The sequence below is a fragment of the Streptomyces sp. NBRC 109706 genome (assembly GCF_000974485.1).
Lineage (GTDB): Bacteria > Actinomycetota > Actinomycetes > Streptomycetales > Streptomycetaceae > Streptomyces.
Genome location: NZ_BBOM01000005.1, coordinates 260,686 through 280,547, shown reverse-complemented (window position 1 = coordinate 280,547; position 19,862 = coordinate 260,686). Strand labels below are relative to the sequence as shown.

At 71.6% G+C, this 19,862-nt stretch carries 21 protein-coding genes and 2 tRNA genes; 14 read left to right on the top strand and 9 right to left on the bottom strand.

Annotated features, from left to right (window positions below; all coding sequences use genetic code 11):
* Positions 1–13 precede the first annotated feature (13 nt).
* From AOM46_RS06200 to glmS, 3 genes are all read left to right on the top strand, one after another.
* Positions 14–898: a DUF4429 domain-containing protein gene (locus AOM46_RS06200; protein ID WP_062208562.1), complete on the top strand. Its 885-nt coding sequence runs from the start codon at positions 14–16 to the stop codon at positions 896–898.
* A gap of 85 nt (positions 899–983) precedes the next feature.
* Positions 984–1,259 (top strand): hypothetical protein, encoded by a 276-nt coding sequence (locus AOM46_RS06195; RefSeq protein WP_062206819.1) that lies wholly within the window; start codon positions 984–986, stop codon positions 1,257–1,259.
* Between the two features lie 75 nt (positions 1,260–1,334).
* Positions 1,335–3,155: a glutamine--fructose-6-phosphate transaminase (isomerizing) gene (glmS, locus tag AOM46_RS06190; RefSeq protein ID WP_062206818.1), complete on the top strand. Its 1,821-nt coding sequence runs from the start codon at positions 1,335–1,337 to the stop codon at positions 3,153–3,155.
* Positions 3,156–3,534: 379 nt separating this feature from the next.
* Here glmS and AOM46_RS06185 read toward each other — a convergent pair whose 3' ends face one another.
* Positions 3,535–4,056, bottom strand: coding sequence for a universal stress protein (locus AOM46_RS06185; RefSeq protein ID WP_062206816.1), 522 nt, complete (start codon positions 4,054–4,056; stop codon positions 3,535–3,537).
* A 745-nt stretch (positions 4,057–4,801) separates the two neighbouring features.
* Here AOM46_RS06185 and AOM46_RS06180 point away from each other — a divergent pair.
* The 4 genes from AOM46_RS06180 (at position 4,802) to AOM46_RS06165 (ending at position 7,435) form a co-directional block, all read left to right on the top strand.
* On the top strand, positions 4,802–5,908 hold the full coding sequence (locus tag AOM46_RS06180) for a GlxA family transcriptional regulator (RefSeq protein ID WP_107080001.1): 1,107 nt from the start codon (positions 4,802–4,804) through the stop codon (positions 5,906–5,908).
* Positions 5,909–5,996: 88 nt separating this feature from the next.
* Positions 5,997–6,596, top strand: a complete 600-nt coding sequence (gene orn / locus AOM46_RS06175) for an oligoribonuclease (protein ID WP_062206813.1) — start codon at positions 5,997–5,999, stop codon at positions 6,594–6,596.
* 123 nt (positions 6,597–6,719) lie between these two features.
* Positions 6,720–6,795, top strand: a tRNA-His gene (locus AOM46_RS06170).
* A gap of 181 nt (positions 6,796–6,976) precedes the next feature.
* On the top strand, positions 6,977–7,435 hold the full coding sequence (locus AOM46_RS06165; protein WP_062206811.1) for a hypothetical protein: 459 nt from the start codon (positions 6,977–6,979) through the stop codon (positions 7,433–7,435).
* 38 nt (positions 7,436–7,473) lie between these two features.
* On the opposite strand, the gene AOM46_RS06160 is transcribed toward AOM46_RS06165, so the two are convergent.
* The gene (locus tag AOM46_RS06160; RefSeq protein ID WP_062206810.1) at positions 7,474–8,130 is read right to left on the bottom strand and encodes a DUF2637 domain-containing protein; all 657 of its coding nucleotides are present in this window, start codon (positions 8,128–8,130) and stop codon (positions 7,474–7,476) included.
* Between the two features lie 201 nt (positions 8,131–8,331).
* On the opposite strand from AOM46_RS06160, the gene AOM46_RS06155 reads away from it, so the two are divergent.
* From AOM46_RS06155 to rsgA, 3 genes are read left to right on the top strand one after another with little or no spacing between them, the layout of a single operon-like run.
* Positions 8,332–9,045, top strand: a complete 714-nt coding sequence (locus tag AOM46_RS06155; protein WP_062206807.1) for a M50 family metallopeptidase — start codon at positions 8,332–8,334, stop codon at positions 9,043–9,045.
* A gap of 41 nt (positions 9,046–9,086) precedes the next feature.
* Positions 9,087–10,457, top strand: a complete 1,371-nt coding sequence (gene aroA, locus AOM46_RS06150; protein WP_062206805.1) for a 3-phosphoshikimate 1-carboxyvinyltransferase — start codon at positions 9,087–9,089, stop codon at positions 10,455–10,457.
* A 17-nt stretch (positions 10,458–10,474) separates the two neighbouring features.
* A complete protein-coding gene (rsgA, locus tag AOM46_RS06145) occupies positions 10,475–11,479 on the top strand; it encodes a ribosome small subunit-dependent GTPase A (protein WP_062206803.1) in 1,005 nt (334 codons plus the stop codon).
* On the opposite strand, the gene AOM46_RS06140 is transcribed toward rsgA, so the two are convergent.
* Positions 11,480–11,998: a TetR/AcrR family transcriptional regulator gene (locus AOM46_RS06140; RefSeq protein WP_062206801.1), complete on the bottom strand. Its 519-nt coding sequence runs from the start codon at positions 11,996–11,998 to the stop codon at positions 11,480–11,482.
* Positions 11,999–12,128: 130 nt separating this feature from the next.
* Here AOM46_RS06140 and hisN point away from each other — a divergent pair, with 130 nt between their 5' ends.
* Positions 12,129–12,923 carry a histidinol-phosphatase gene (gene hisN, locus AOM46_RS06135; protein WP_062206800.1) on the top strand — a complete coding sequence of 265 codons (795 nt, stop codon included), beginning with the start codon at positions 12,129–12,131 and terminating at the stop codon, positions 12,921–12,923.
* Between the two features lie 141 nt (positions 12,924–13,064).
* On the opposite strand, the gene AOM46_RS06130 is transcribed toward hisN, so the two are convergent.
* Positions 13,065–14,528, bottom strand: coding sequence for a catalase (locus AOM46_RS06130; RefSeq protein WP_062206798.1), 1,464 nt, complete (start codon positions 14,526–14,528; stop codon positions 13,065–13,067).
* A gap of 195 nt (positions 14,529–14,723) precedes the next feature.
* Between AOM46_RS06130 and AOM46_RS06125 the strand changes: the two genes are divergently transcribed.
* The 3 genes from AOM46_RS06125 (at position 14,724) to AOM46_RS06115 (ending at position 16,255) form a co-directional block, all read left to right on the top strand.
* On the top strand, positions 14,724–15,143 hold the full coding sequence (locus AOM46_RS06125) for a Fur family transcriptional regulator (protein ID WP_062206796.1): 420 nt from the start codon (positions 14,724–14,726) through the stop codon (positions 15,141–15,143).
* A 42-nt stretch (positions 15,144–15,185) separates the two neighbouring features.
* Positions 15,186–15,262, top strand: a tRNA-Met gene (locus tag AOM46_RS06120).
* Positions 15,263–15,370: 108 nt separating this feature from the next.
* Positions 15,371–16,255: an acyl-CoA thioesterase II gene (locus AOM46_RS06115; RefSeq protein ID WP_062208560.1), complete on the top strand. Its 885-nt coding sequence runs from the start codon at positions 15,371–15,373 to the stop codon at positions 16,253–16,255.
* A gap of 9 nt (positions 16,256–16,264) precedes the next feature.
* Here AOM46_RS06115 and AOM46_RS06110 read toward each other — a convergent pair whose 3' ends face one another.
* From AOM46_RS06110 to erm, 5 genes are all read right to left on the bottom strand, one after another.
* Positions 16,265–17,062 (bottom strand): phosphatase, encoded by a 798-nt coding sequence (locus AOM46_RS06110; RefSeq protein ID WP_107080034.1) that lies wholly within the window; start codon positions 17,060–17,062, stop codon positions 16,265–16,267.
* Between the two features lie 170 nt (positions 17,063–17,232).
* A complete protein-coding gene (locus tag AOM46_RS06105; RefSeq protein ID WP_062206790.1) occupies positions 17,233–17,772 on the bottom strand; it encodes a DUF3618 domain-containing protein in 540 nt (179 codons plus the stop codon).
* The gene (locus tag AOM46_RS06100; protein ID WP_062206789.1) at positions 17,748–18,161 is read right to left on the bottom strand and encodes a phage holin family protein; all 414 of its coding nucleotides are present in this window, start codon (positions 18,159–18,161) and stop codon (positions 17,748–17,750) included. The genes AOM46_RS06105 and AOM46_RS06100 overlap by 25 nt, the downstream gene beginning before the upstream one ends.
* 1 nt (position 18,162) lies before the next feature.
* Positions 18,163–18,681 carry a hypothetical protein gene (locus AOM46_RS06095; RefSeq protein WP_062206787.1) on the bottom strand — a complete coding sequence of 173 codons (519 nt, stop codon included), beginning with the start codon at positions 18,679–18,681 and terminating at the stop codon, positions 18,163–18,165.
* A 123-nt stretch (positions 18,682–18,804) separates the two neighbouring features.
* Complete coding sequence (gene erm, locus AOM46_RS06090; RefSeq protein ID WP_078856532.1) at positions 18,805–19,575, bottom strand: ErmE/ErmH/ErmO/ErmR family 23S rRNA (adenine(2058)-N(6))-methyltransferase; 771 nt, start codon at positions 19,573–19,575, stop codon at positions 18,805–18,807.
* Positions 19,576–19,862: the final 287 nt, after the last annotated feature.

Below are 19,862 nucleotides of genomic sequence, written 5' to 3'. Positions count from 1 at the left end.
GGCCATGGTCGCCATGGCAGAGATCAGTCAACCGTCCGGCGCTTGGTACTTCGAGGGCGATGTGCTGCGCATTGTCCCCGGGCATGGCAAGGGCGTGCATCTGCTGCGCGCCTCGCTCGGCGAGCTGGTGGTGCCGCTCACCGCCGTGGCCTCGATCTCCTACGAGTCGGGCCGTAAGAGCGGCCGGCTTCGGCTCCGGTTGCGCCGCGGCGCGGATCCCCTGGTGCAGGCGACGGGCGGTCAGCTGCCCGACGCGGCCGATCCCTACCAGCTCGAAGTGCTGAAGGACCGGTCAGGCGTCGCCGAGTACCTGGTGGAAGCGGTACGGGACGCGCTGCTGATCGAGCAGGTGCCGAACAGCCCGTGCGACCGCTATCTGCTGCCCGGTCCGGCCGTGCCGCTGACCCTGCACGCCTCCGACGGCGAGGTCGTCTTCGACGGGGAGGAGGTGCGGATCTCCTGGAACTGGGGCGCCGAGGAGAGCAAGAAGAGCGCGGGCCCCCGCACCCTGGCCCTCGACGATCTGGCCGCCGTGCAGTGGACCCCGCCGGTGGGCTGGGAGAACGGTTCGGTGCGCTTTCTGCCCAAGGGCGCGGCGCTGGCCGCCGTGAAGCCGGCGCACGATCCCAACAGCGTGGTGCTCTGGGGGCTGAAGATGGCCAAGGACATCGCCGAGTCCGCCCTGCTGGCCGCCGCCGTGCTGGCGCGGCTGCCGCATCCGCTGAGCCCGACGCCGCGCCTGCTGGAGAAGGCCCCGGCCGAGCCGCAGGAGACGGGGGCCGGCGGCCATGACACGATCCTGCGCCGGCTGCGCGAGTTGGGGGAGCTGCACCGTTCGGGGGTGCTGACGGACGAGGAGTTCACCGCGGCCAAGAAGGCCATGATCGACCGGCTCTAACCGTTTTCCCGCGTTTACGACACGTCCCTGCCCGATATCGGGCAGGATTGTTGCGAAAGTCTGCGGAGATCCGCAGTATCGAGGAGTGCCCGAACGTCGTACGCCTCATGATGACCTCGTGGACCACCTGGTGCGCAGCAGCACGCTCACGCGTGGCGAAGCAGCGCGGGTGGTCCTCGATGTGTTGGCGTATTTCGACGAGACCACCGAGGAGTTCGTTCGTCGTCGGCACCGTGAGCTGCGCGTCCACGGGCTGACCAACGAGGGGATCTTCGAGCGGATCGCGGACGAGCTGCCCCACCGCGCGGTGGCGCCGCCGACGCTGTCCCTGCGACAGCTGCGACGGATCGTCTACGGATAGCGGGTCCGCCGGAGCGCGCGGGCGGGACGGGCAGGCAGCAGGCAGCCAGGTGAACAACCAGCAGGAGGAAACTCTATGTGCGGAATCGTCGGATATATCGGCAAAAGGGATGTCGCCCCGCTCCTGCTGGAGGGCCTCCAACGTCTTGAGTACCGAGGCTATGACTCCGCCGGTATCGCCATCCACAGCAGCGGCAGGGGCGGCGGGCTGAAGACCGCGAAGGCCGCCGGCCGGGTACGGGAGCTGGAGGGCCGGCTGCCGGCCAGGTTCGCCGGCACCGCCGGCATCGCGCACACCCGCTGGGCCACCCATGGCGCGCCCAACGATGTCAACGCCCATCCGCATCTGGACGGCGCCGAGCAGGTCGCCGTGGTGCACAACGGCATCATCGACAACTCGGCCGAGCTGCGCGCCAAGCTGGCCGCCGACGGCATCCCGCTGGTCTCCGACACCGACACCGAGGTGCTGGCCCATCTGATCGCCCGCGCCCAGGCCGCCACCCTGGAGGAGAAGGTCCGCGAGGCGCTGCGCTATGTCGAGGGCACCTATGGCATCGCGGTGCTGCACGCCGAGTTCCCCGACCGGATCGTGGTGGCCCGCAACGGCTCCCCCGTGGTGCTCGGCATCGGCGAGAAGGAGATGTTCGTCGCCTCCGACGTGGCCGCGCTGGTCAGCCACACCCGCCAGGTGATCACCCTGGACGACGGCGAGATGGCCACCCTCAAGGCCGACGACTACCGCACCTACACCACCGACGGCAGCCGCACCGCCGCCGCCCCCACCACCGTGGAGTGGGAGGCGGAGAGCTATGACATGGGTGGCCACGACACCTATATGCACAAGGAGATCGCCGAGCAGCCCGACGCGGTGGACCGGGTGCTGCGCGGCCGGATCGACGACCGCTTCGCCACCGTCCGGCTCGGCGGGCTCAACCTGGACGCCAGGGCCGCCAGGGGCGTGCGGCGGGTGAAGATCCTCGGCTGCGGTTCGGCCTACCACGCCGGCCTGATCGGCGCCCAGCTGATCGAGGAGCTGGCCCGGATCCCCGCCGACGCCGAACCGGCCAGCGAGTTCCGCTACCGCAACGCGGTGGTGGACCCGGACACCCTCTACATCGCGACCAGCCAGTCCGGCGAGACCTATGACACCCTCGCGGCCGTCCAGGAGCTGAAGCGCAAGGGCGCCATGGTCCTCGGCGTGGTCAACGTGGTGGGCTCCGCCATCGCCAGGGAGACCGACGGCGGGGTCTATGTGCACGCCGGGCCCGAGGTCTGTGTGGTCTCCACCAAGTGCTTCACCAACACCGCCGTCGCCTTCGCCCTGCTGGCGCTCCACCTCGGCCGGATCCGGGACCTGTCGGTCGCCGACGGCCGACGGATCATCGAGGGCCTGCGCAAGCTGCCCGAGCAGATCGGCGAGGTGCTCAAGGAGGAGGAGCGGATCGCCGAACTGGCCAGGGACATCGCCGGCTCCAAGAGCATGATGTTCGTGGGGCGGGTGCGCGGGTTCCCGGTGGCCAAGGAGGCGTCCCTCAAGCTCAAGGAGGTCTCCTACATCCACGCGGAGGCCTATCCGGCGTCCGAGCTCAAGCACGGCCCGCTCGCGCTGATCGAGCCGGCGGTGCCCACCGTCGCGATCATGCCCAACGACGAGCTGCTGGAGAAGAACCGGGCCACCCTGGAGGAGATCAAGGCGCGCAGCGGCCGCATCCTGGCGGTGGCCCACGAGGAGCAGGCCAAGGCGGACGACACCATCCTGGTGCCGCGCAACGAGCCGGAGCTGGATCCGGTGCTGATGGGCATTCCGCTGCAGCTGCTCGCCTACCACACGGCGTTGGCCCTGGGCCGGGACATCGACAAGCCGCGCAACCTCGCCAAGTCGGTGACCGTGGAGTGAGCTTCGCCGCCGGCGGCTGACGGCCGACGGTCGACAGCCGGCCCGCCACGGAAGGCGGCGGCCCCCGGGGGAGTGCGTGCCACCATACGCAACCCCGGGGGCCGCCCCAGGTTGCCGGCGTCGCCCATTACGCCGGCAGGGGAGAGCCGCTACCGGGTCCGTCACCTCCCGGCAGGCGGCCTGAGCCGTCAGATCCGCGCCGCTGAGGGCGGTTATGCGGAGCTGGTCTCACCTTTATGCCCATCACAAACGCACAATCCACCCCGAAGAGTCGGTGAATTTGGTGAATGCTCGGTGAGCGCGGCCGGGAGACCGGCCCCATGGGGCCGGTGGGGGCACCGGGACGGAAGGGACTCGCGAGGGCGACGCCCCGGACGATCTAGGGGATGACGATCACCGGGCGCTGGGCGCGGCGCGCCAGGCGGCCGGAGACCGAGCCGAAGACGCGGCTCAGCAGGCCCTGGGTGGTGCCCACGACGATGGCGTTGGCCGCGTACTCGCGGCCCACCTCCTCCAGCTCGTGGCAGATGTCGCCGCCACGCTCCAGCAGCACCCAGGGAAGCTCGGAGAGGTGCTCGGCGCAGGACAGCTCAAGGCCCAGCACCTCCGTGCGGTGGTCGGGCACATCGACCAGCGCGGGCGGCTCGCAGCCGGCCCAGACCGTCGTCGGCAGCCGGTTGGCCACATGCACGATGATCAGGCCCGCCTGGGAGCGCTGGGCCAGCCCTGCGGCGTACGCCAGCGCGCGCTCACTGGACGTGGAGCCGTCGAATCCGACGACCACGCCGTGCTGGAACGCGGGATCACGCGCGGCGTGGTCCTCGGGCGCCGGGTCGGGCGTGTCGGAAGGTTCGGCGACGCGCCTGCGATCCGCTGGTTCGGGGAACTCGTATCCAGCCATCGGAGCCTCAGCGGTGGGTCGGTGAGAAAACCTCGTGAATGTGTACAAGCTGGGGGCGGAGCGGGTGAAGGGGGAGGAGGATACTCCATCTCCTCACAGGTTCCACCTCCAGAGTACGGCGTTCAGGTACCTAGTTCCCAGAGATGGTGTGTACAACCCTGGAAACCGGTCCCAGGACCGTGACCGTGCAGGATGCCGCATCGGCGACGGCCGATGCAACGGTTTCGGACACTTTCGGATACCGGCGCCGCCTCAGGGTGATCGGTTCCGGGCGGGGGTGCCGGCGCCCCGGAGGAGGGGCGCATGGGTGCTCCTGTTCTGGACATGATCACTCTCCGTGCCTAAGGCGATGCGGCGTGGGCGGGCGCCGAACGCCCCCGGCGTACGCCCGGCGCGCGGTCTGAAGGTCGTGCTGACGGCTTTTATTTTCAGCCAACTTCCAAGTGGACGCTTCGCCTTGCTCGCGAGACACTCCAACACCTCGGGTATACCGGCCGGATGAGCCGCCCCTGGCCTGCTGCCTTCAGATGCGGGTGCCCGAGCGGAGAGGCGTACTTCCCCCAACTGCCGCTACGTGAAACGCTTCCTGATCGAATGCTTCGCGCCACGTTGTCATGTCGATTTAGCGCCGAGTGATGAACTTGTCCCGCCGACCTCACCCGACACAGTAGATTCGATCTTGGCAAACACGTCGGGGGAAACGTGCAGGACCGAGAGGATGCGACGACCGAGGGAACTGAGGAGCATGAGCCAGGACCCAACGCACGGCCCCGAGCCCGCTGTCAAGCTGGCTGCCCGACGCCGCCGCGAAGTCGTCGCGGTGCTGCTGTTCAGCGGCAGTCCGATGTTCGAGAGCTCCATCCCGTTGTCCGTCTTCGGCGTCGACCGCCAGGATGCCGGGGTGCCGCGTTACCGTCTGCTGGCCTGTGCCGGCGAGGACGGACCCCTGCGTACCACCGCGGGACTGGAGCTGCGCGCGCCCTATGGGCTCGGCGCCGTGGCCCGGGCCGGAACGGTGATCGTGCCAGCGTGGCGGTCCATCACAGGACCGCCGCCGGTGGCGGCGCTCACCGCCCTGCGCAGGGCACACAGTGAGGGCGCCAGGATCGTCGGCCTGTGCACCGGGGCGTTCGCCCTGGGCGCGGCCGGTCTGCTGGACGGCCGACCGGCCACCACGCACTGGATGTACGCCCCGACGCTCGCGAAGCGCTACCCGTCGGTCCATGTGGACCCGAGGGAGCTGTTCGTCGACGACGGGGACATCCTGACCTCGGCCGGCACCGCGGCCGGGATCGATCTCTGTCTCCACATAGTCCGCCAGGACCACGGCCCCGAGGCGGCGGCGGCGCTCGCCCGTCGTCTGGTGCTGCCGCCCCGCCGGGGCAACGGCACGGACGGCGGCGCGCACCGCCATCTGGACCGCTCTTTACCAGAGGACATCGGAGCGGATCCGCTGGCCGAGGTGGTGGCCTGGGCCCTGGAGCATCTCCACGAGCAGTTCGACGTGGAGACGCTGGCGGCCCGCGCCTACATGAGTCGGCGCACCTTCGACCGGAGATTCCGGTCGCTCACCGGCAGCGCGCCGCTGCAGTGGCTGATCACCCAACGGGTGCTCCAGGCGCAGCGGCTGCTGGAGGTGTCGGACTACTCGGTCGACGAGGTCGCGGGGCGCTGTGGCTTCCGCAGTCCGGTGGCGCTGCGCGGCCACTTCCGGCGGCAGTTGGGCGCCTCACCGGCGGCGTACCGCGCCGCCTACCGGGCGCGACAACAGGACGGCGCCAACCGGAACAAGCCGCTCGCCGACGGCTACTCGCCCCGGGTGCCGGGGCAGCGGCCACGCCCCGAACGCTGAGGGGGGACGAGCGAGGACATGCCAACACGGGCCCGGAGCGGATGGACCGCGACGGGCCCGTCGCGGTGCGCGACGTAAGGTTGTTCGCATGAACGATCGCATGGTGTGGATCGACTGCGAGATGACCGGTCTCTCGCTGGCCGACGACGCGCTCGTGGAGGTCGCCGCGCTGGTGACCGACTCCGAGCTGAATGTGCTGGGCGAGGGTGTGGACGTGGTGATCCGCCCGCCGGACGCGGCGCTCGACTCGATGCCCGAGGTGGTGCGCGCCATGCACACGGCCTCCGGGCTGCTCGACGAGCTGCCCGGCGGACGCACGCTCGCCGAGGCGGAGGAGCTGGTCCTGGAGTACATCCGCGGGGAGGCCCCCGAGGCGGGCAAGAGCCCGCTCTGCGGCAACTCCATCGGCACCGACCGGGGCTTCCTCGCCCGGGACATGCCAGCCCTTGAGGGGCATCTCCACTACCGCGTGATCGATGTGTCCTCGATCAAGGAGCTGGCCAGGCGCTGGTATCCCAGGGCCTACTTCAACAGCCCGCAGAAGAGCGGCAACCACCGCGCGCTGGCGGACATCAGGGAGTCCATCGCCGAGCTGCGCTACTACCGCGAGGCGGTCTTCGTGCCCCAGCCGGGGCCCGACTCCGAGACGGCCCGGCGGATCGCCGCCCAGCAGGTGGCCCCGGGCTGACGGCGGGCGCGAGCACCCTCCCCGAGCCTGTACACTTGTGGAGCGGTTGGCGGCGGTGCGCCGCAGGTGGAGCTGTCAGTAGGCGAGATGGACCACCGGTGAGCACTGTCCGGACCGGTCGTGGTGGGTGTAGCTCAGTTGGTAGAGCACCTGGTTGTGGTCCAGGTGGCCGCGGGTTCAAGTCCCGTCACTCACCCCAGGAACGAAGGCCCGGCTCGCGGTGACGCGGTCGGGCCTTCGGCGTTCCCAGGCCCGTTCTCTCACCCGTTCGAGGGACCCCGTTCCGGCGGACCAACTTCTAGACTCGACAGATCAGTTGGCGGCATTCCGGGTCGGTTCGGGGTCGGTTCGGGTCATCGGGGAAGGTGTCGGGGAGAGTCGTGCGGCCAGCGCGCTTTCAGGAGTTCGCCGGGGATAGCTATGCGGCGGCCGGTGCCGTCCAGGAGGTCGAGTCCTGGTCGGAGGGGACGGCGCGGCCCTTCGGTCTGGTGGTGACGTTCGCCTCCGGCGCCCGGCTGTGGCAGGCCGTCACGGCTCAGGCCGCGCCGGGCGAGGAGTCGGTGGAGCGGGCGGCGCCCGAGCCGGTGCCGTTGCCGGAGTTGGGCGCCGGTCGGCTGCGGCTGCCCGAGGTCGAGCGCTATCTGGTGGCGGTGCTGGCCAACGCCGGCTGCGCCGAGATCGCCCGCGTCTGGGGATATACGGACCGTGAGCCGCCGGCCAGCACGCCGGGCCTCGGCGTCGAGTTCCACAGCGGCGCCAGGGTTTTCGCCCCCTTCGTTCATGCGGCGGGGCGTGGGCAACAGCGCGGTGACGCCTATGAGTTGGCCGCCGAGGTGTAAGGGTGCTCCGGCCCGTCGGTGGTCGGGTGCGGTGGCGGTCAGGCCCGGTGGTGTCCGGTCCGCTGCCGGGGCAGCGCGTGCCGGGGCGGGTTGGTCAGGGTCAGCTGCCGGACGATCTGGTGGAAGGCGACCAGCGCGGAGATCGGCGGCACGGCGGCCACGGCGATGTCCACGGCGGTCAGCGGCGCCTGGGCCACGCAGAGGCAGACGGCCAGGCCGGAGAAGAGCACCACCACGACCCAGGAGTGCCGGGTGGTGCGCTGGTGCAGGGCCCCGCGCAGGATGCAGAGCGAGGCCACCAGCCACGGCCCGTAGACCAGCAGCGGCCACCAGGCGTTCAGCAGATGCGACTGGCCGGGGGCCGCCGCCTCGCGCAGCGGCTGGTAGCTCACCAGTCCGCCCAGCACGCTGAGCATCGCCACCAGCACGGCGGTCAGCGCGGCGAGGAACAGGCTCGACCAGCGCAGCCAGCGCACCTTGGCCGGCTCCCGGGAGGCGGACACCCGCTGCCTGGCCCGGCGGTGCCGGGGCGGCGCCTGCGCCGGCAGCTCGTCCGGCTTCAACAGATCGGTGAGCCGCGCGGTTTCGTCGGCGAAGCCCCAGCCGCCGGCGACCGGATGAAGATCGGGGGGCAGGAAGACGCCCATCTCCTCCGTGCCGGGCGACCAGGTCGCGCTTCGGGAGTCGTGCATCATCGGTCGCGGTCCTCGCCCTCGCGTGGCAGTGCGGTCACATTCCGCCAACGAGGCCGATGCCTCCTGGATGTGAGGCATTGGGGTGAATGGCGTCCTGCGGGTGGCCCAACGGGCGCCCCCTTGACCGAACCGTTTCTTCTGCCGTCCGGAGTCGTTAGAGGGCGTCGGTACCGGGCCGCGAGGGCCTAGGATCGGGCAGTCATGGACATCGCGGATTTCGAGGAGCTGTGGGATCGGGTCACCGGGACCCAGCCCACCCCCGAGTTGTGGCTGATAGTCGGGACGGCCGTCGTCGCGCTGGCGACGGTCGTCCCGTTCGGCGTGTGGCGGTTGGCCCGGAACACCATCACCATCGCGCACGAGGGCGGGCACGGTCTGGTGGCGCTGCTCAGCGGGCGGCGGCTGGAGGGGATCCGACTGCATTCGGACACTTCGGGGCTGACCGTCTCCCGGGGCAAGCCGACCGGGATCGGCATGATCCTCACCGCGGCGGCCGGCTATACGGCCCCGTCGCTGCTGGGCCTCGGCGGTGCCGCGCTGCTCGGCGAGGGCCGGATCACCGCGCTGCTGTGGGGGGCCACGGCGCTGCTGCTGGCCCTGCTGGTGATGGTGCGCAACGCCTACGGCCTGCTGACGGTGCTGCTCACCTGCGCGCTGTTCCTGCTGGTCTCCTGGCTCACCGAGCCGGAGGTGCAGGCCGCCTTCGCCTATCTGGTGGTGTGGTTCCTGCTGTTGGGCGGGGTGCGCCCGGTCTTCGAGCTGCAGTCGAAACGGCGCAGGGGCGCGGCGCGGGACTCGGACGCCGACCAGCTCGCCCGGCTGACCAATGTCCCGGCCTTCTGCTGGCTGATTCTCTTTCACGCGGTCACTCTCACGTCACTGATCGGTGGCGCACGTTGGCTCCTTGACCGTTGAACATCGGCGATCACGGTCTGTCACGCACTAGAGTGAGGGCCATGACCGATCGCAGTGAGACCCTGGCCCATTGGCCCGCGCCTTTCGCCTCAGGCGCGGTGGACGCGACCGTGACGGTGCCCGGCTCCAAGTCGGTCACCAACCGTGCCCTGATCCTGGCGGCGCTGGCCGCCGACCCCGGCTGGCTGCGCCGTCCGCTGCGCTCCAGGGACACCCTGCTGATGGCGGAGTCGCTCCGTTCGTTGGGCATCGCCATCGAGGAGACGGTCTCCTCCAACTCCGCCGTCTCCGGGCTGCCCGAGGGGCGGGGCGAGGCGTGGCGGGTGATTCCGGCCAATCCGCAGGCCCCCGCCCACGTGGATGTGGGCAACGCCGGCACGGTGATGCGCTTTCTGCCGCCGCTCGCCGCGCTCGCCGAGGGGCCCGTGCGGTTCGACGGCGATCCCCGGTCGTACGAGCGGCCGTTGCACGGGGTGATCGACGCGCTGCGGGTGCTGGGCGCGCGGATCGACGACGAGGGGCGCGGTTCGCTGCCGATGACGGTGCTGGGCGCCGGCTCGTTGGACGGCGGCAGCGTTTCGCTGGACGCCTCCTCGTCCTCGCAGTTCATCAGCGCGCTGCTGCTGTCCGCGCCGCGCTTCAACCAGGGGGTCGAGGTCCGGCATGTGGGCGAGCGGCTGCCGTCGCTGCCGCATATCCGGATGACGGTCGACATGCTGCGCCGGGCCGGTGCCCAGGTGGACACGCCGGATTCGGGCGGCGAGCCCAATGTGTGGCGGGTCACCCCCGGCGCGCTGCTCGGCCGGGATCTGGTGATCGAGCCCGATCTCTCCAACGCCCAGCCGTTCCTGGCCGCCGCCCTGGTCACCGGCGGCCGGGTCACCATCCCCGACTGGCCGGCCCGCACCACCCAGCCGGGCGACGCGCTGCGCCGCCTGTTCACGGAGATGGGCGGCGTCTGCGAGCTGGACGAGCGCGGGTTGACGTTCGCCGGCAGCGGTCGGGTGCTGGGCATCGACGCGGATCTGAGCGAGGTGGGGGAGCTGACCCCGGGCATCGCCGCCGTCGCGGCGCTGGCCGAGGGGGAGTCCACGCTGCGCGGCGTCGGCCATCTGCGGCTGCACGAGACGGATCGGCTGGCCGCGCTCACCGAGGAGATCAACGCGCTGGGCGGCGATGTCACCGAGACCGAGGACGGGCTGCACATCCGCCCCCGCCCGCTGCACGGCGGCGTCTTCCGCACCTACGAGGACCATCGGCTGGCCACCGCCGGCGCGCTGCTCGGCCTGGTGGTGAAGGACGTCGAGGTGGAGAACATCGCCACCACGGGCAAGACCATGCCGGACTTCCCCGAGCTGTGGCACGGCATGCTGGCCTCCGAGGGGCCGGGCGCGGCAGGGGCGAGGGACTAGGCGCGGGGGCGGCGGCGATGCGTCGTTACGGCAAGCACACGGACGAGGACGACGTCCCCTTCCGCCCCAGTCGTCGGAACACCAGGCCGCGCACCCACCGCCGTCCGGCGCACGAGGACGCGGCCGAGGGCTTTGTCCTGACGGTGGATCGCGGCCGGATCACGTGCCTGGTCGACGAGCGCAGCGTGACCGCCATGAAGGCCAGGGAGTTGGGCCGCAAGAGCGTGGTGGTCGGGGACCGGGTCGCGGTGGTGGGCGATCTCTCCGGCAAACGGGACACCCTGGCCCGGGTGGTGCGGGTCGAGGAGCGCAGCTCCACGCTGCGCCGCACGGCGGACGACGACGACCCATTCGAGCGGGTGGTGGTCGCCAACGCGGACCAGCTGGCCATCGTCACGGCGCTGGCCGATCCGGAGCCCAGGCCCCGGCTGATCGACCGCTGCCTGGTGGCGGCCTTCGACGCGGGCCTCGAACCGCTGCTGATCCTCACCAAGGCCGATCTCGCCTCGCCGGAACCGCTGTTGGAGACCTATGCCCCGCTGGGCGTCAGCCATGTGGTGACCAGCGCCGAGCGCTTCGACGAGACCTCGGTCGGCGCGGTGCTGCAGCTGCTGGCCGGCCGGATCACCGCGTTCGTCGGGCACAGCGGGGTGGGCAAGACCACGCTGGTGAACGCGCTGGTGCCGCAGCGGCAGCGGGCCACCGGGCATGTCAACGCGGTCACCGGACGCGGCCGGCACACCACCGTCTCGGCCCTGGCGCTGCCGCTGCCCGACGCCTCGGGCTGGGTGATCGACACCCCGGGGGTGCGGTCGTTCGGGCTGCACCATGTGGATCCCGCGCGGGTGATCCACGCCTTTCCCGATCTGGCGCCGGGCGCCGTCGACTGCCCGCGCGCCTGTAGCCATGACGAGCCGGACTGCGCGCTGGACGCCTGGGTGGCCGACGGCCACGCGGATCCGCAGCGGCTGTACTCGCTGCGCCGCCTGCTGGCCACCAGGGAGCGCCACGAGGGGGACTGATCAGCCGCTCCCGTCCGGCGGGGCGGCGGCCGGTTCCGGGGGCGCGATCAGATGGGAGAGGGCGAGTCGGATCGCCGTCTCGCAGGCGTCGGGGAACGCCGCGGTGCCGGCCCCGGGCGGCAGGGCGCGCAGCGCGCTCTCCCGCAGCTCGGCGACCAGCCGGCTCGGCGGCCGGACGGGCGGCGGGAGCCCCGCGCAGCGGCAGCCGGTGAGCGAGGCGCGTACCAGGCGGTCGGCGTGGGCGCTGCGCACGATCCAGTCGGTGGCCTCGGTCAGCGCGCCATTCTCCCCCTCGGCGCCGCGTGCCGCGCAGAAGGCGCGGAATCCGTCCAGAAAGGCCGTCACCCGATGGTTGGTCAGGGCGCGGCCGAGGCCCGCCTTGTCGCCGAACTCGTTGTAGAGGGTCTGCCGGGAGACGCCGGCCCTGGCGGCGACCTCGACCATTCTGACGACGGGCCACGGCCGTCGTTCGACGGCGAATCCGGCGGCCTCCAACAGGGACTCGCGAGCGGTGGGCATCGTCGCCTCCTCGCCTCCAGGTACGGCACCGGCCTGGTCCGGGGACAGAATTGACGTGCTCGCGCCGGGTGTCAAGGGTGGGGGGCCTCCCGCCCGCCGAGGCCGGGCCCCGGTCCCGGATACTGGGGGCATGCCCGACTATCACGATGATCTGCGCCTCGCCCATGTGCTGGCCGACGCCGCCGACGCCGCGACCATGGACCGGTTCAAGGCGCTCGACCTGAAGGTCGAGACCAAGCCGGACATGACGCCGGTGAGCGATGCCGACCGGGCCGCCGAGGAGTTGATCCGCTCGTCGCTGCGTCGGGCCAGACCGCGTGACGCGGTGCTGGGCGAGGAGTACGGCAGCGAGGGGCAGGGGCCGCGCCGTTGGGTGATCGATCCGATCGACGGCACCAAGAACTATGTGCGCGGGGTCCCGGTCTGGGCCACGTTGATCGCGCTGCTGGAGCGGGGCGAGGGCGGCGACGAGGCGGTGGTCGGGGTGGTCTCGGCGCCCGCGCTCCAGCGTCGTTGGTGGGCGGTGCTGGGCGGCGGCGCCTGGACGGGCCGCAGCCTGACCTCGGCGTCCCGGTTGCGGGTCTCCGGGGTGCGGAGGCTGAGCGACGCCTCGTTCTCCTACTCGTCGCTGGGCGGCTGGGCCGACCGGGGCATGCTCGGCGGCTTTCTCGAACTGACGCAGTCCTGCTGGCGCACCAGGGCCTACGGCGACTTCTGGAGCTACATGATGGTGGCCGAGGGCGCGGTGGACATCTGCGCCGAACCCGAGCTGTCGCTCTGGGACATGGCCGCTCCCTCGATCGTGGTGAGGGAGGCCGGCGGCGTCTTCACCGGCCTGGACGGCGTCTCGGGCCCGCACGGGGTGGACGCGGCGGCCTCCAACGGGCTGCTCCACGGGGAACTGCTCGGATATCTGCGGCCCTGAGGCCCGGCCAGCGGCGAGCGCCCGGAACGACAGGAGCGACAGGAACGGCAGGAACGCCCGGAACGAGCCGGAACGGCCGGCGCCTTGGGGCAGCCGGCCGCTCCGGGGTCATCGACAAGCGGTCCTCCCGGGGGAGGAGGATCAGGCGCGGAGGGCCTGGACCGCGGCCTGCAGCCGCTTGCCGAAGTCGTCGTCCGCGTTGCGGAAGTTGTCGATCGCCCGCTCGGCGATGTCGTCGCGGGAGACCTGGGAGATGAAGCCGGCCAGGTTGTCGATCAGCCGCTCCTTCTCGTCCTCGGACATCAGCCGGTAGAGGTTGCCGGCCTGGACGAAGTCGTTGTCCTCGGCGTGCGCGGGCGCCGCGTGGTCGCCGGTGGGGCCCGAGACCTCCGTCGACTGCCACAGCGGCTGGTCGGTCTGCGCCGGGCCGCCGAAGCTGTTGGGCTCGTAGTTCTTCGCGCCGCCGTGCCGGCCGTCGTAGCCGAGGCCGTCCCGGCCGTGGGTGTGGGCGACGGTGGCGTGCGGCTGGTTGACCGGCAGGTGGTCGGCGTTGATGCCGACCCGGTAGCGGTGCGCGTCGCCGTAGGCGAAGAGCCGGCCCTGGAGCATCTTGTCCGGGGACGGGCCGATGCCCGGCACGAAGTGGTGCGGGGAGAAGATCGACTGCTCGACCTCGGCGAAGACGTTCCGCGGGTTGCGGTTCAGCTCAAGCCTGCCGATCTCGATGGGCGGGTAGTCCTCGTGCGGCCATACCTTGGTCAGGTCGAACGGGTTGAAGCGGTAGCCGGCCGCCTCGGCGACGGGCATGAGCTGCACCTGGACCGTCCAGCTGGGGAAGTCGCCGTTCTCGATCGAGACCCGGAGATCGCGCTGGTGGCTGTCCGGGTCCTGGCCGGCCAGGACCGCGGCCTCCTCGGAGGTCAGGTTCCTGATGCCCTGGTCGGTCTTGAAGTGGTACTTGACCCAGAACGCCTCGCCGGCCTCGTTGGTCCACTGGAAGGTGTGCGAGCCGTAGCCGTTCATGTGGCGGTAGGAGGCCGGGATGCCCCGGTCGCCGAAGAGCCAGGTGACCTGGTGTGTCGACTCGGGGGAGAGGCCCCAGAAGTCCCAGACGTTGTCCGCCTCCTGCGAGCCGGTGTACGGGTCGCGCTTCTGGGTGTGGATGAAGTCGGGGAACTTGATGGCGTCCTTGATGAAGAAGACCGGGGTGTTGTTCCCCACCAGGTCGTAGTTGCCCTCCTCGGTGTAGAACTTCAGCGCGAAGCCCCGGGGGTCACGCACCGCGTCCGCCGCGCCGAGGTTGCCGGCGACGGTGGAGAAGCGGAGGAAGACCTCCGTCTCCTTGCCGATCTCGGAGAGGAAACCGGCCCTGGTGTACGGGGTGACATCGGCCGTCACCGTGAAGGTGCCGTAGGCGCCGGCGCCCCTGGCGTGCACCACGCGCTCCGGGATCCGCTCGCGGTTGAAGCGCGCGAGCTTCTCGATGAGGAGCTGGTCCTGGATCAGCACGGGGCCCCCGACGCCCGCGACCTGGCTGTTCTGGTTGTCCGCGACAGGAGCGCCCGACTCGGTGGTGAGGGGGCCCGCAGCGATCTGGTCGGTCATTTACCGGTCACGCCCTTCGGATGGTGAAAACGCTCTGGGTGCCGCCGGGGCACTTGGCCTTCTGCTGAGTCGATCCTATATTGGACTTTGTCCAAGTCAAGATGAGGCCTTGATCGAGATCGATACCGAACTAGTATCAGGTCCCGAACCGTACAGAGTCGGCCCACGAAAGGCCGCCCGGGCTAGGGTGGAACCATGAGCGACCTGCTTCAGCGACTGCGTGACCGTGGCTGGCGACTGACCGCCCAGCGGCGGGTCATCGCCGAGGTGCTGGACGGTGAGCATGTGCACTTCACCGCCGACGAGGTGCACGCGCTGGCGGTCGAGCGGCTGCCCGAGATCTCCCGCGCCTCCGTCTACAACACGCTGGGCGAGCTGGTGGCGATCGGCGAGGTCATCGAGGTGGCCACGGACGGCCGGGCCAGGCGCTACGACCCCAACGCGCACCATCCGCACCAGCATCTGGTCTGCTCCGGCTGCGGTGCGATGCGCGATGTGCGTCTCGCCGGCGATCCGATGGCGGCGTTGCCCGAGGCGGAGCGGTTCGGCTTCAGCGTCTCCGAGGTCGCCGTCACCTACTACGGGCGCTGCCCCGAGTGCGCCGCCGGCGGCTGATTTGCCTGGCCAGGCGCGGGGGGTCTAGAGTGGAGAACACGACGCGGGGTGGAGCAGCTCGGTAGCTCGCTGGGCTCATAACCCAGAGGTCGCAGGTTCAAATCCTGTCCCCGCTACCAGTGCCGAAGGCCCGGCCCTCTGTGAGGGGCCGGGCCTTCGTGCTGCCGCCGGCCCGCCATGGCACCCTTCGGGCGACCGCGTTCTCGGCGACCGGGGACAATCGACCCATGGACGCTACTCTTCAGTATCTTCTCGGTCTGCTCGACCTGGAGCGCATCGAGCACGACATCTTCCGGGGCGACAGTCACCAGTCGGTGATCCCCCGTGTCTTCGGCGGGCAGGTGGCCGCGCAGGCACTGGTCGCGGGCTCCCGGACGGTCCCGGAGGGGCGGCTGGCCCACTCCCTGCACTCCTACTTCCTGCGTCCTGGGGATCCGGGGGCGCCCATCGTCTACACGGTGGACCGGATCAGGGACGGACGGTCCTTCACCACCCGCCGGGTCGTCGCCGTCCAGCACGGCCAGCCGATCTTCCATCTCTCCGCCTCCTTCCAGGAGTTGGAGGAGGGCCTTGAGCACCAGGAGGAGATGCCGACGGTGCCCGACCCGGAGACGCTGCCGACCGCCGACGAACTGCTCCCGCGCCACGCGGAACGGTTTGTCGACCCCGCCGTGGTGCAGCTGCTGCTGGACGCCAGGCGGGCCGTCGACCTGCGGTATGTGAACGAGCCGCCGTTCGCGACGCCCGGCATCCCGCGCGAGCCCCGTTCCCAGGTGTGGTTCCGGGTCAACGGGAAGCTGGACGGGGAGTTCGACTCGCCCGTCTCCCATCTCTGCCTGGCCACCTATGTCTCGGACATGACACTGCTGGACTCGGTGCTGCTCGCGCACGGCCGGGGCGGTTGGACGGTGGGCGACATCGTGGGGGCGAGCCTGGACCACGCCATGTGGTTCCACCGTCCGTTCCGGGCCGACGAATGGCTGCTCTACGACACCGACTCGCCGACCGCCCAGGGCGGCCGGGGGCTCGCCAGGGGCCGCATCTTCACCAGGGACGGCCGGTTGGCGGTCTCGGTGATCCAGGAGGGGCTGATGCGGGTGCCGCGCGGCTGAGCGGACCGCTCAGTCCAGCGCGGCGGGGCCGGCGAGGCCCGCCGCCTCCAGCAGGTAGTCGGTCATCGGCTCGTAGAACCGTGGGTTGATCACATGGTCGTCGAGCGGCACGCAGACGCTCAGCGTTCCCTCCTGCTCGCCGAGGAAGAGCGCCGGATCGTTGCAGTCGGCGTAGCCGATGGTCTCGATGCCGAACTGGGCGGCGCAGCCGGCCCAGCCGTGGTCGGCCACCACCAGATCGGGCAGCGACTCGCCCTCCTGGGGCAGCGCGCCGAGGATCTCCGCCATCGGCTGCGGGGAGTGGGTGTGCCAGAGCGTGGCGCCCCGCTCGTACATCGCGACCCCGGCCAGCTGTGCGACCACGCCCTCGTCGGCGGTCAGCCCCAGCGGGACCCGGACCAGCTCGCAGCCGGCCGCGCGCAGCGCCGCCGCGGTCTGCGCGTGCACATCCAACAGGCCCCCGGGGTGGCCGGTGGCCACCAGCACCCGCTGTCGGTCCTGCGCCGCCTTGCGCAGCAGCGCGGCCGCGCGGTCGAGCCCGTCCAGCGTCAGCTCGGGGTCGATGGTGTCCTGGCCCTGGCGGTGCTCCGGATCCCCGTCGACGCCGCAGCGCTCGGCCATCACGGCGAGCACGTCCTGCTCGTCGGCCCAGCGGTCCCCCAGCTCCAGGCCGAGCCAGTAGTAGCGGTTGCCGTTGGCCAACTCCCGGTAGTGCGCCAGGTTGTTCTCCCTGGGGGTGGCCACCTCGCCGGCGATCCGGGTGCGTATCAGGTGTTCGATCAGTTCTCCACGCGAGGGGGCGGCGATGGTCGGCATACGCCCAGTATCGCCCGGAGGAGTCCATTCCGGTGCGGGCGTCGCCGAGCTGTGATCTCCGCCGGACGGGCGCCGTGCGCTGGTCGCGGGGGCGTCCGCACGGACGCGTGCCCCCGGCCGGTGGGCGGCCGAGGGGCACGGGAGGGACGGAGCCGGGGGCGTCAGGAGGCGGAGCCGCCGGCGCGCGCTCTGGTCCTGCGCGCGGCCTGGCCCGCGGACTCCCGCAACTCCTCGGCCGCGTGGCGCATGGCGCCCCTGGCGTCCTCGCCGAAGTCGCGGGCGGAGCGGGCCGCCGCGTCCGTGAGCGGGTCGACACGGGGCGCGGCGCGTTCGGCGACCCGGCCGGCGGCCTGCCGTTCCGGGGCGCTGCCCGGCAGTACGGCGGCGGCCAGCACGCCCATGGCGAAGCCGATGGCGCCGCCGGCCAGCGGGTTGTTCCTGGTCCCGGTTGAGGCCCGTTCCCTGGTGCGGTCCAGCGCGGCGGTGGCCTGGCCGCCGCCGTCGCGCAGCGCCTGGCCGGCGCCCTGGCCGCGTTCCCTGGCGCGCTCGCGTCGTTCGCTCAGGCCGCCGCGCAGCTGGTCGCCGCCGCGGCGGACCGCGTCCACCGGGCTGACCCGGTGGGCCAACTGGTCGAGATCGCTGGCCAGTTGCGATCGGGTGTTCTCGATATCGCTCTTTATGTCCTTGGATGACGTGCCCATGAGGCGTCCTCCTTCAGGCTGTCCAGGGTTTTGGTCGGGGTGGGTGAGAAGTCGCGCAGCCGGCCTCGGCCCAGCAGGAACAGGGCGCCGCCGATCAGCGCCCAGGCGCCGGTGACGATCAGCGCGGCCCAGCCCAGGTCGAGCACGTTGCCGAGCGCGAACATCAGGGCCAGGGAGAGGAAGAGGACGACCAGGGCGCCGGCGAGGGCGGCCGCGCCCATCATGCCGGCGGCCTTGCCCGCCTTGCCGAACTCCTCCCGCACCTCGGTTCTGGCCAGCTCGGCCTCCTGGCGGAAGAGCCGCTGGATGTCCGAGGTGACCTCGGCGAACAGGTCGCCGACCGATCCGCCGCCGGGGGCCTGGGTGCGTTCTTCGGTGTGCTGAGCCATGTCACGCCTCCGGGTAGCCGGTCCGCTGGGGTTGGTCGGCGGTGTCGAACGGGCCGCGTTCGGCGACCCGGTCGACCGGGTCCGACGGCTGGTCGGCGCGTTGGTGCCCGCGGCCGCCGCCGGTGGCGCCGCCGGCCGCGAGGCCGGCCTTGGCCAGGCGGCCCACGGCGAAGCCGGCCAGCGCCGTGGCGCCGACAAAGGCGGTGGGGCGCTGTCTGGCGAACCGCTGGGTGCTCTCCAGCAGCCCGTCGACACCGTGTTCGTCGAGATAGCCGGCCGCCCGGTGGCCCCCGTTCGCTGCCTGGGAGACCAGGCTGCGGGTGGGGGAGTCCTCGGGCGCCTGCCGGGCGAGTTCGGCCAGCTCGTCGGCTATCCGGCGGACCTGGTCGGCCGCCCGGTGGGTCCCGCTCTCGGCCTGGTCACCGGCGCGTTCGCGCACCTGGCGCGCGGCGGCCCTGGCCTTGGCCGCGGGGGCCTCCCGCTCGCCGGTCCACAGGTCGCTGCTCAGTGAATCGCTCATGGTTCGCTTCCTCGGTTCTGGGATTCCTGGGTTCTGGGATTCCGGCTGTCTCGGATGTTCCGGCTCGCTTTCCGAAGCGCTCGGGTAACCCCGCGCCGGCGATGGAAACCCGCCCCGGGGGACTCAGCCGCCGGGGCGCAGCGCCCGGTGCACCCGTAGCCACTGGGGCGGGGTGATCCGCCCCACCGGCGCCTCGGGGTCGATCCCGGCGGCGGCCAGGGCGGCGCGCACCCGGCCGGTGTGCCGGGTGCGGCGCAGGGTGGCGCCCAGCGAGCCGCCGACCCCGGTGAACCCCTCGGCGACCAGCGCCCGGTACGCCGCCAGCTCGCGGTGCGGCAGCAGCGGGGCCGGGCGGCGGACCAGCCGGAGCACCGCCGAGTCGGTGCGCGGGACGGGGGTGAAGTGGTGCCGGGCGATGCGGGGACCGAGCCGCCAGTCGAACTCCGGCCAGCTGCTCACCGTGAGCAGTGGCCAGCTGCCGAAGTCACCGGTGCGCTTGCGGGAGTACTCGCGCTGGGTGACCAGGGTCGCCGAGGTCAGCGCGGGTGCGGCGAGGCACCAGCGGACGATGTCGGTGGTGCGGGAGTAGGGGATGTTGCCCACCACCGCGAACGGGCGGCGGGGTGGGCGGGCGTGCAGGAAGTCTCCCGGCACCACCCGGACGTTGCGCTCGTTCGCCAGCCGGCGCGGCAGCGCGGCGGCGAGCCGGGGGTCGATCTCGTAGGCGATCACCTCGCGGACGCGGCGGGCCAGGACGCGGGTGACGGTGCCCTCGCCGGCGCCCGGTTCGAGCACCAGATCGGCGGGGGACAGCTCGGCGGCGCGGACGATCGTCCGCAGCACGGCGGTGTTGTACAGGAAGTTCTGCGAAAGGGTGGTGCGGTGGCGGGCCACGTGAGTCCTCGGAACTGCGAGGACAGGCCGGACGCGGGCATGGTGCAAGGCGGCCTGTCCGGGGCGATGGGGACACGGACGGCCCTGGGGGAGGGAACGGGGCGCTGAGCGGCGCTTCGGGAGCGCCGGCGCGGAGACCTACGCGACCAGGGCCTGGCGCCGGACGCGGGGACGTTGCGGGGTGCTCGACACGAACGTCCGCGCGTGGGCGCGGAGTTCGTTGATCAACGTGAAGGCTCCCATGGCGGCGATCCTAGGGTTCGCGTTCCCGGACGGTCAATCGGCTT

Coding starts and splice junctions, on each gene's coding strand:
- glmS (WP_062206818.1), top strand. CDS start 1,335: ATGTGCGGAATCGTCGGATATATCGGCAAAAGGGATGTCGCCCCGCTC.
- AOM46_RS06100 (WP_062206789.1), bottom strand. CDS start 18,161: ATGGCTCAGCACACCGAAGAACGCACCCAGGCCCCCGGCGGCGGATCG.
- AOM46_RS06125 (WP_062206796.1), top strand. CDS start 14,724: ATGAGCGACCTGCTTCAGCGACTGCGTGACCGTGGCTGGCGACTGACC.
- AOM46_RS06130 (WP_062206798.1), bottom strand. CDS start 14,528: ATGACCGACCAGATCGCTGCGGGCCCCCTCACCACCGAGTCGGGCGCT.
- AOM46_RS06095 (WP_062206787.1), bottom strand. CDS start 18,681: ATGAGCGATTCACTGAGCAGCGACCTGTGGACCGGCGAGCGGGAGGCC.
- AOM46_RS06115 (WP_062208560.1), top strand. CDS start 15,371: ATGGACGCTACTCTTCAGTATCTTCTCGGTCTGCTCGACCTGGAGCGC.
- AOM46_RS06200 (WP_062208562.1), top strand. CDS start 14: ATGGCAGAGATCAGTCAACCGTCCGGCGCTTGGTACTTCGAGGGCGAT.
- AOM46_RS06160 (WP_062206810.1), bottom strand. CDS start 8,130: ATGATGCACGACTCCCGAAGCGCGACCTGGTCGCCCGGCACGGAGGAG.
- hisN (WP_062206800.1), top strand. CDS start 12,129: ATGCCCGACTATCACGATGATCTGCGCCTCGCCCATGTGCTGGCCGAC.
- AOM46_RS06180 (WP_107080001.1), top strand. CDS start 4,802: ATGAGCCAGGACCCAACGCACGGCCCCGAGCCCGCTGTCAAGCTGGCT.
- AOM46_RS06140 (WP_062206801.1), bottom strand. CDS start 11,998: ATGCCCACCGCTCGCGAGTCCCTGTTGGAGGCCGCCGGATTCGCCGTC.
- aroA (WP_062206805.1), top strand. CDS start 9,087: ATGACCGATCGCAGTGAGACCCTGGCCCATTGGCCCGCGCCTTTCGCC.
- rsgA (WP_062206803.1), top strand. CDS start 10,475: ATGCGTCGTTACGGCAAGCACACGGACGAGGACGACGTCCCCTTCCGC.
- AOM46_RS06185 (WP_062206816.1), bottom strand. CDS start 4,056: ATGGCTGGATACGAGTTCCCCGAACCAGCGGATCGCAGGCGCGTCGCC.
- AOM46_RS06155 (WP_062206807.1), top strand. CDS start 8,332: ATGGACATCGCGGATTTCGAGGAGCTGTGGGATCGGGTCACCGGGACC.
- orn (WP_062206813.1), top strand. CDS start 5,997: ATGAACGATCGCATGGTGTGGATCGACTGCGAGATGACCGGTCTCTCG.
- AOM46_RS06105 (WP_062206790.1), bottom strand. CDS start 17,772: ATGGGCACGTCATCCAAGGACATAAAGAGCGATATCGAGAACACCCGA.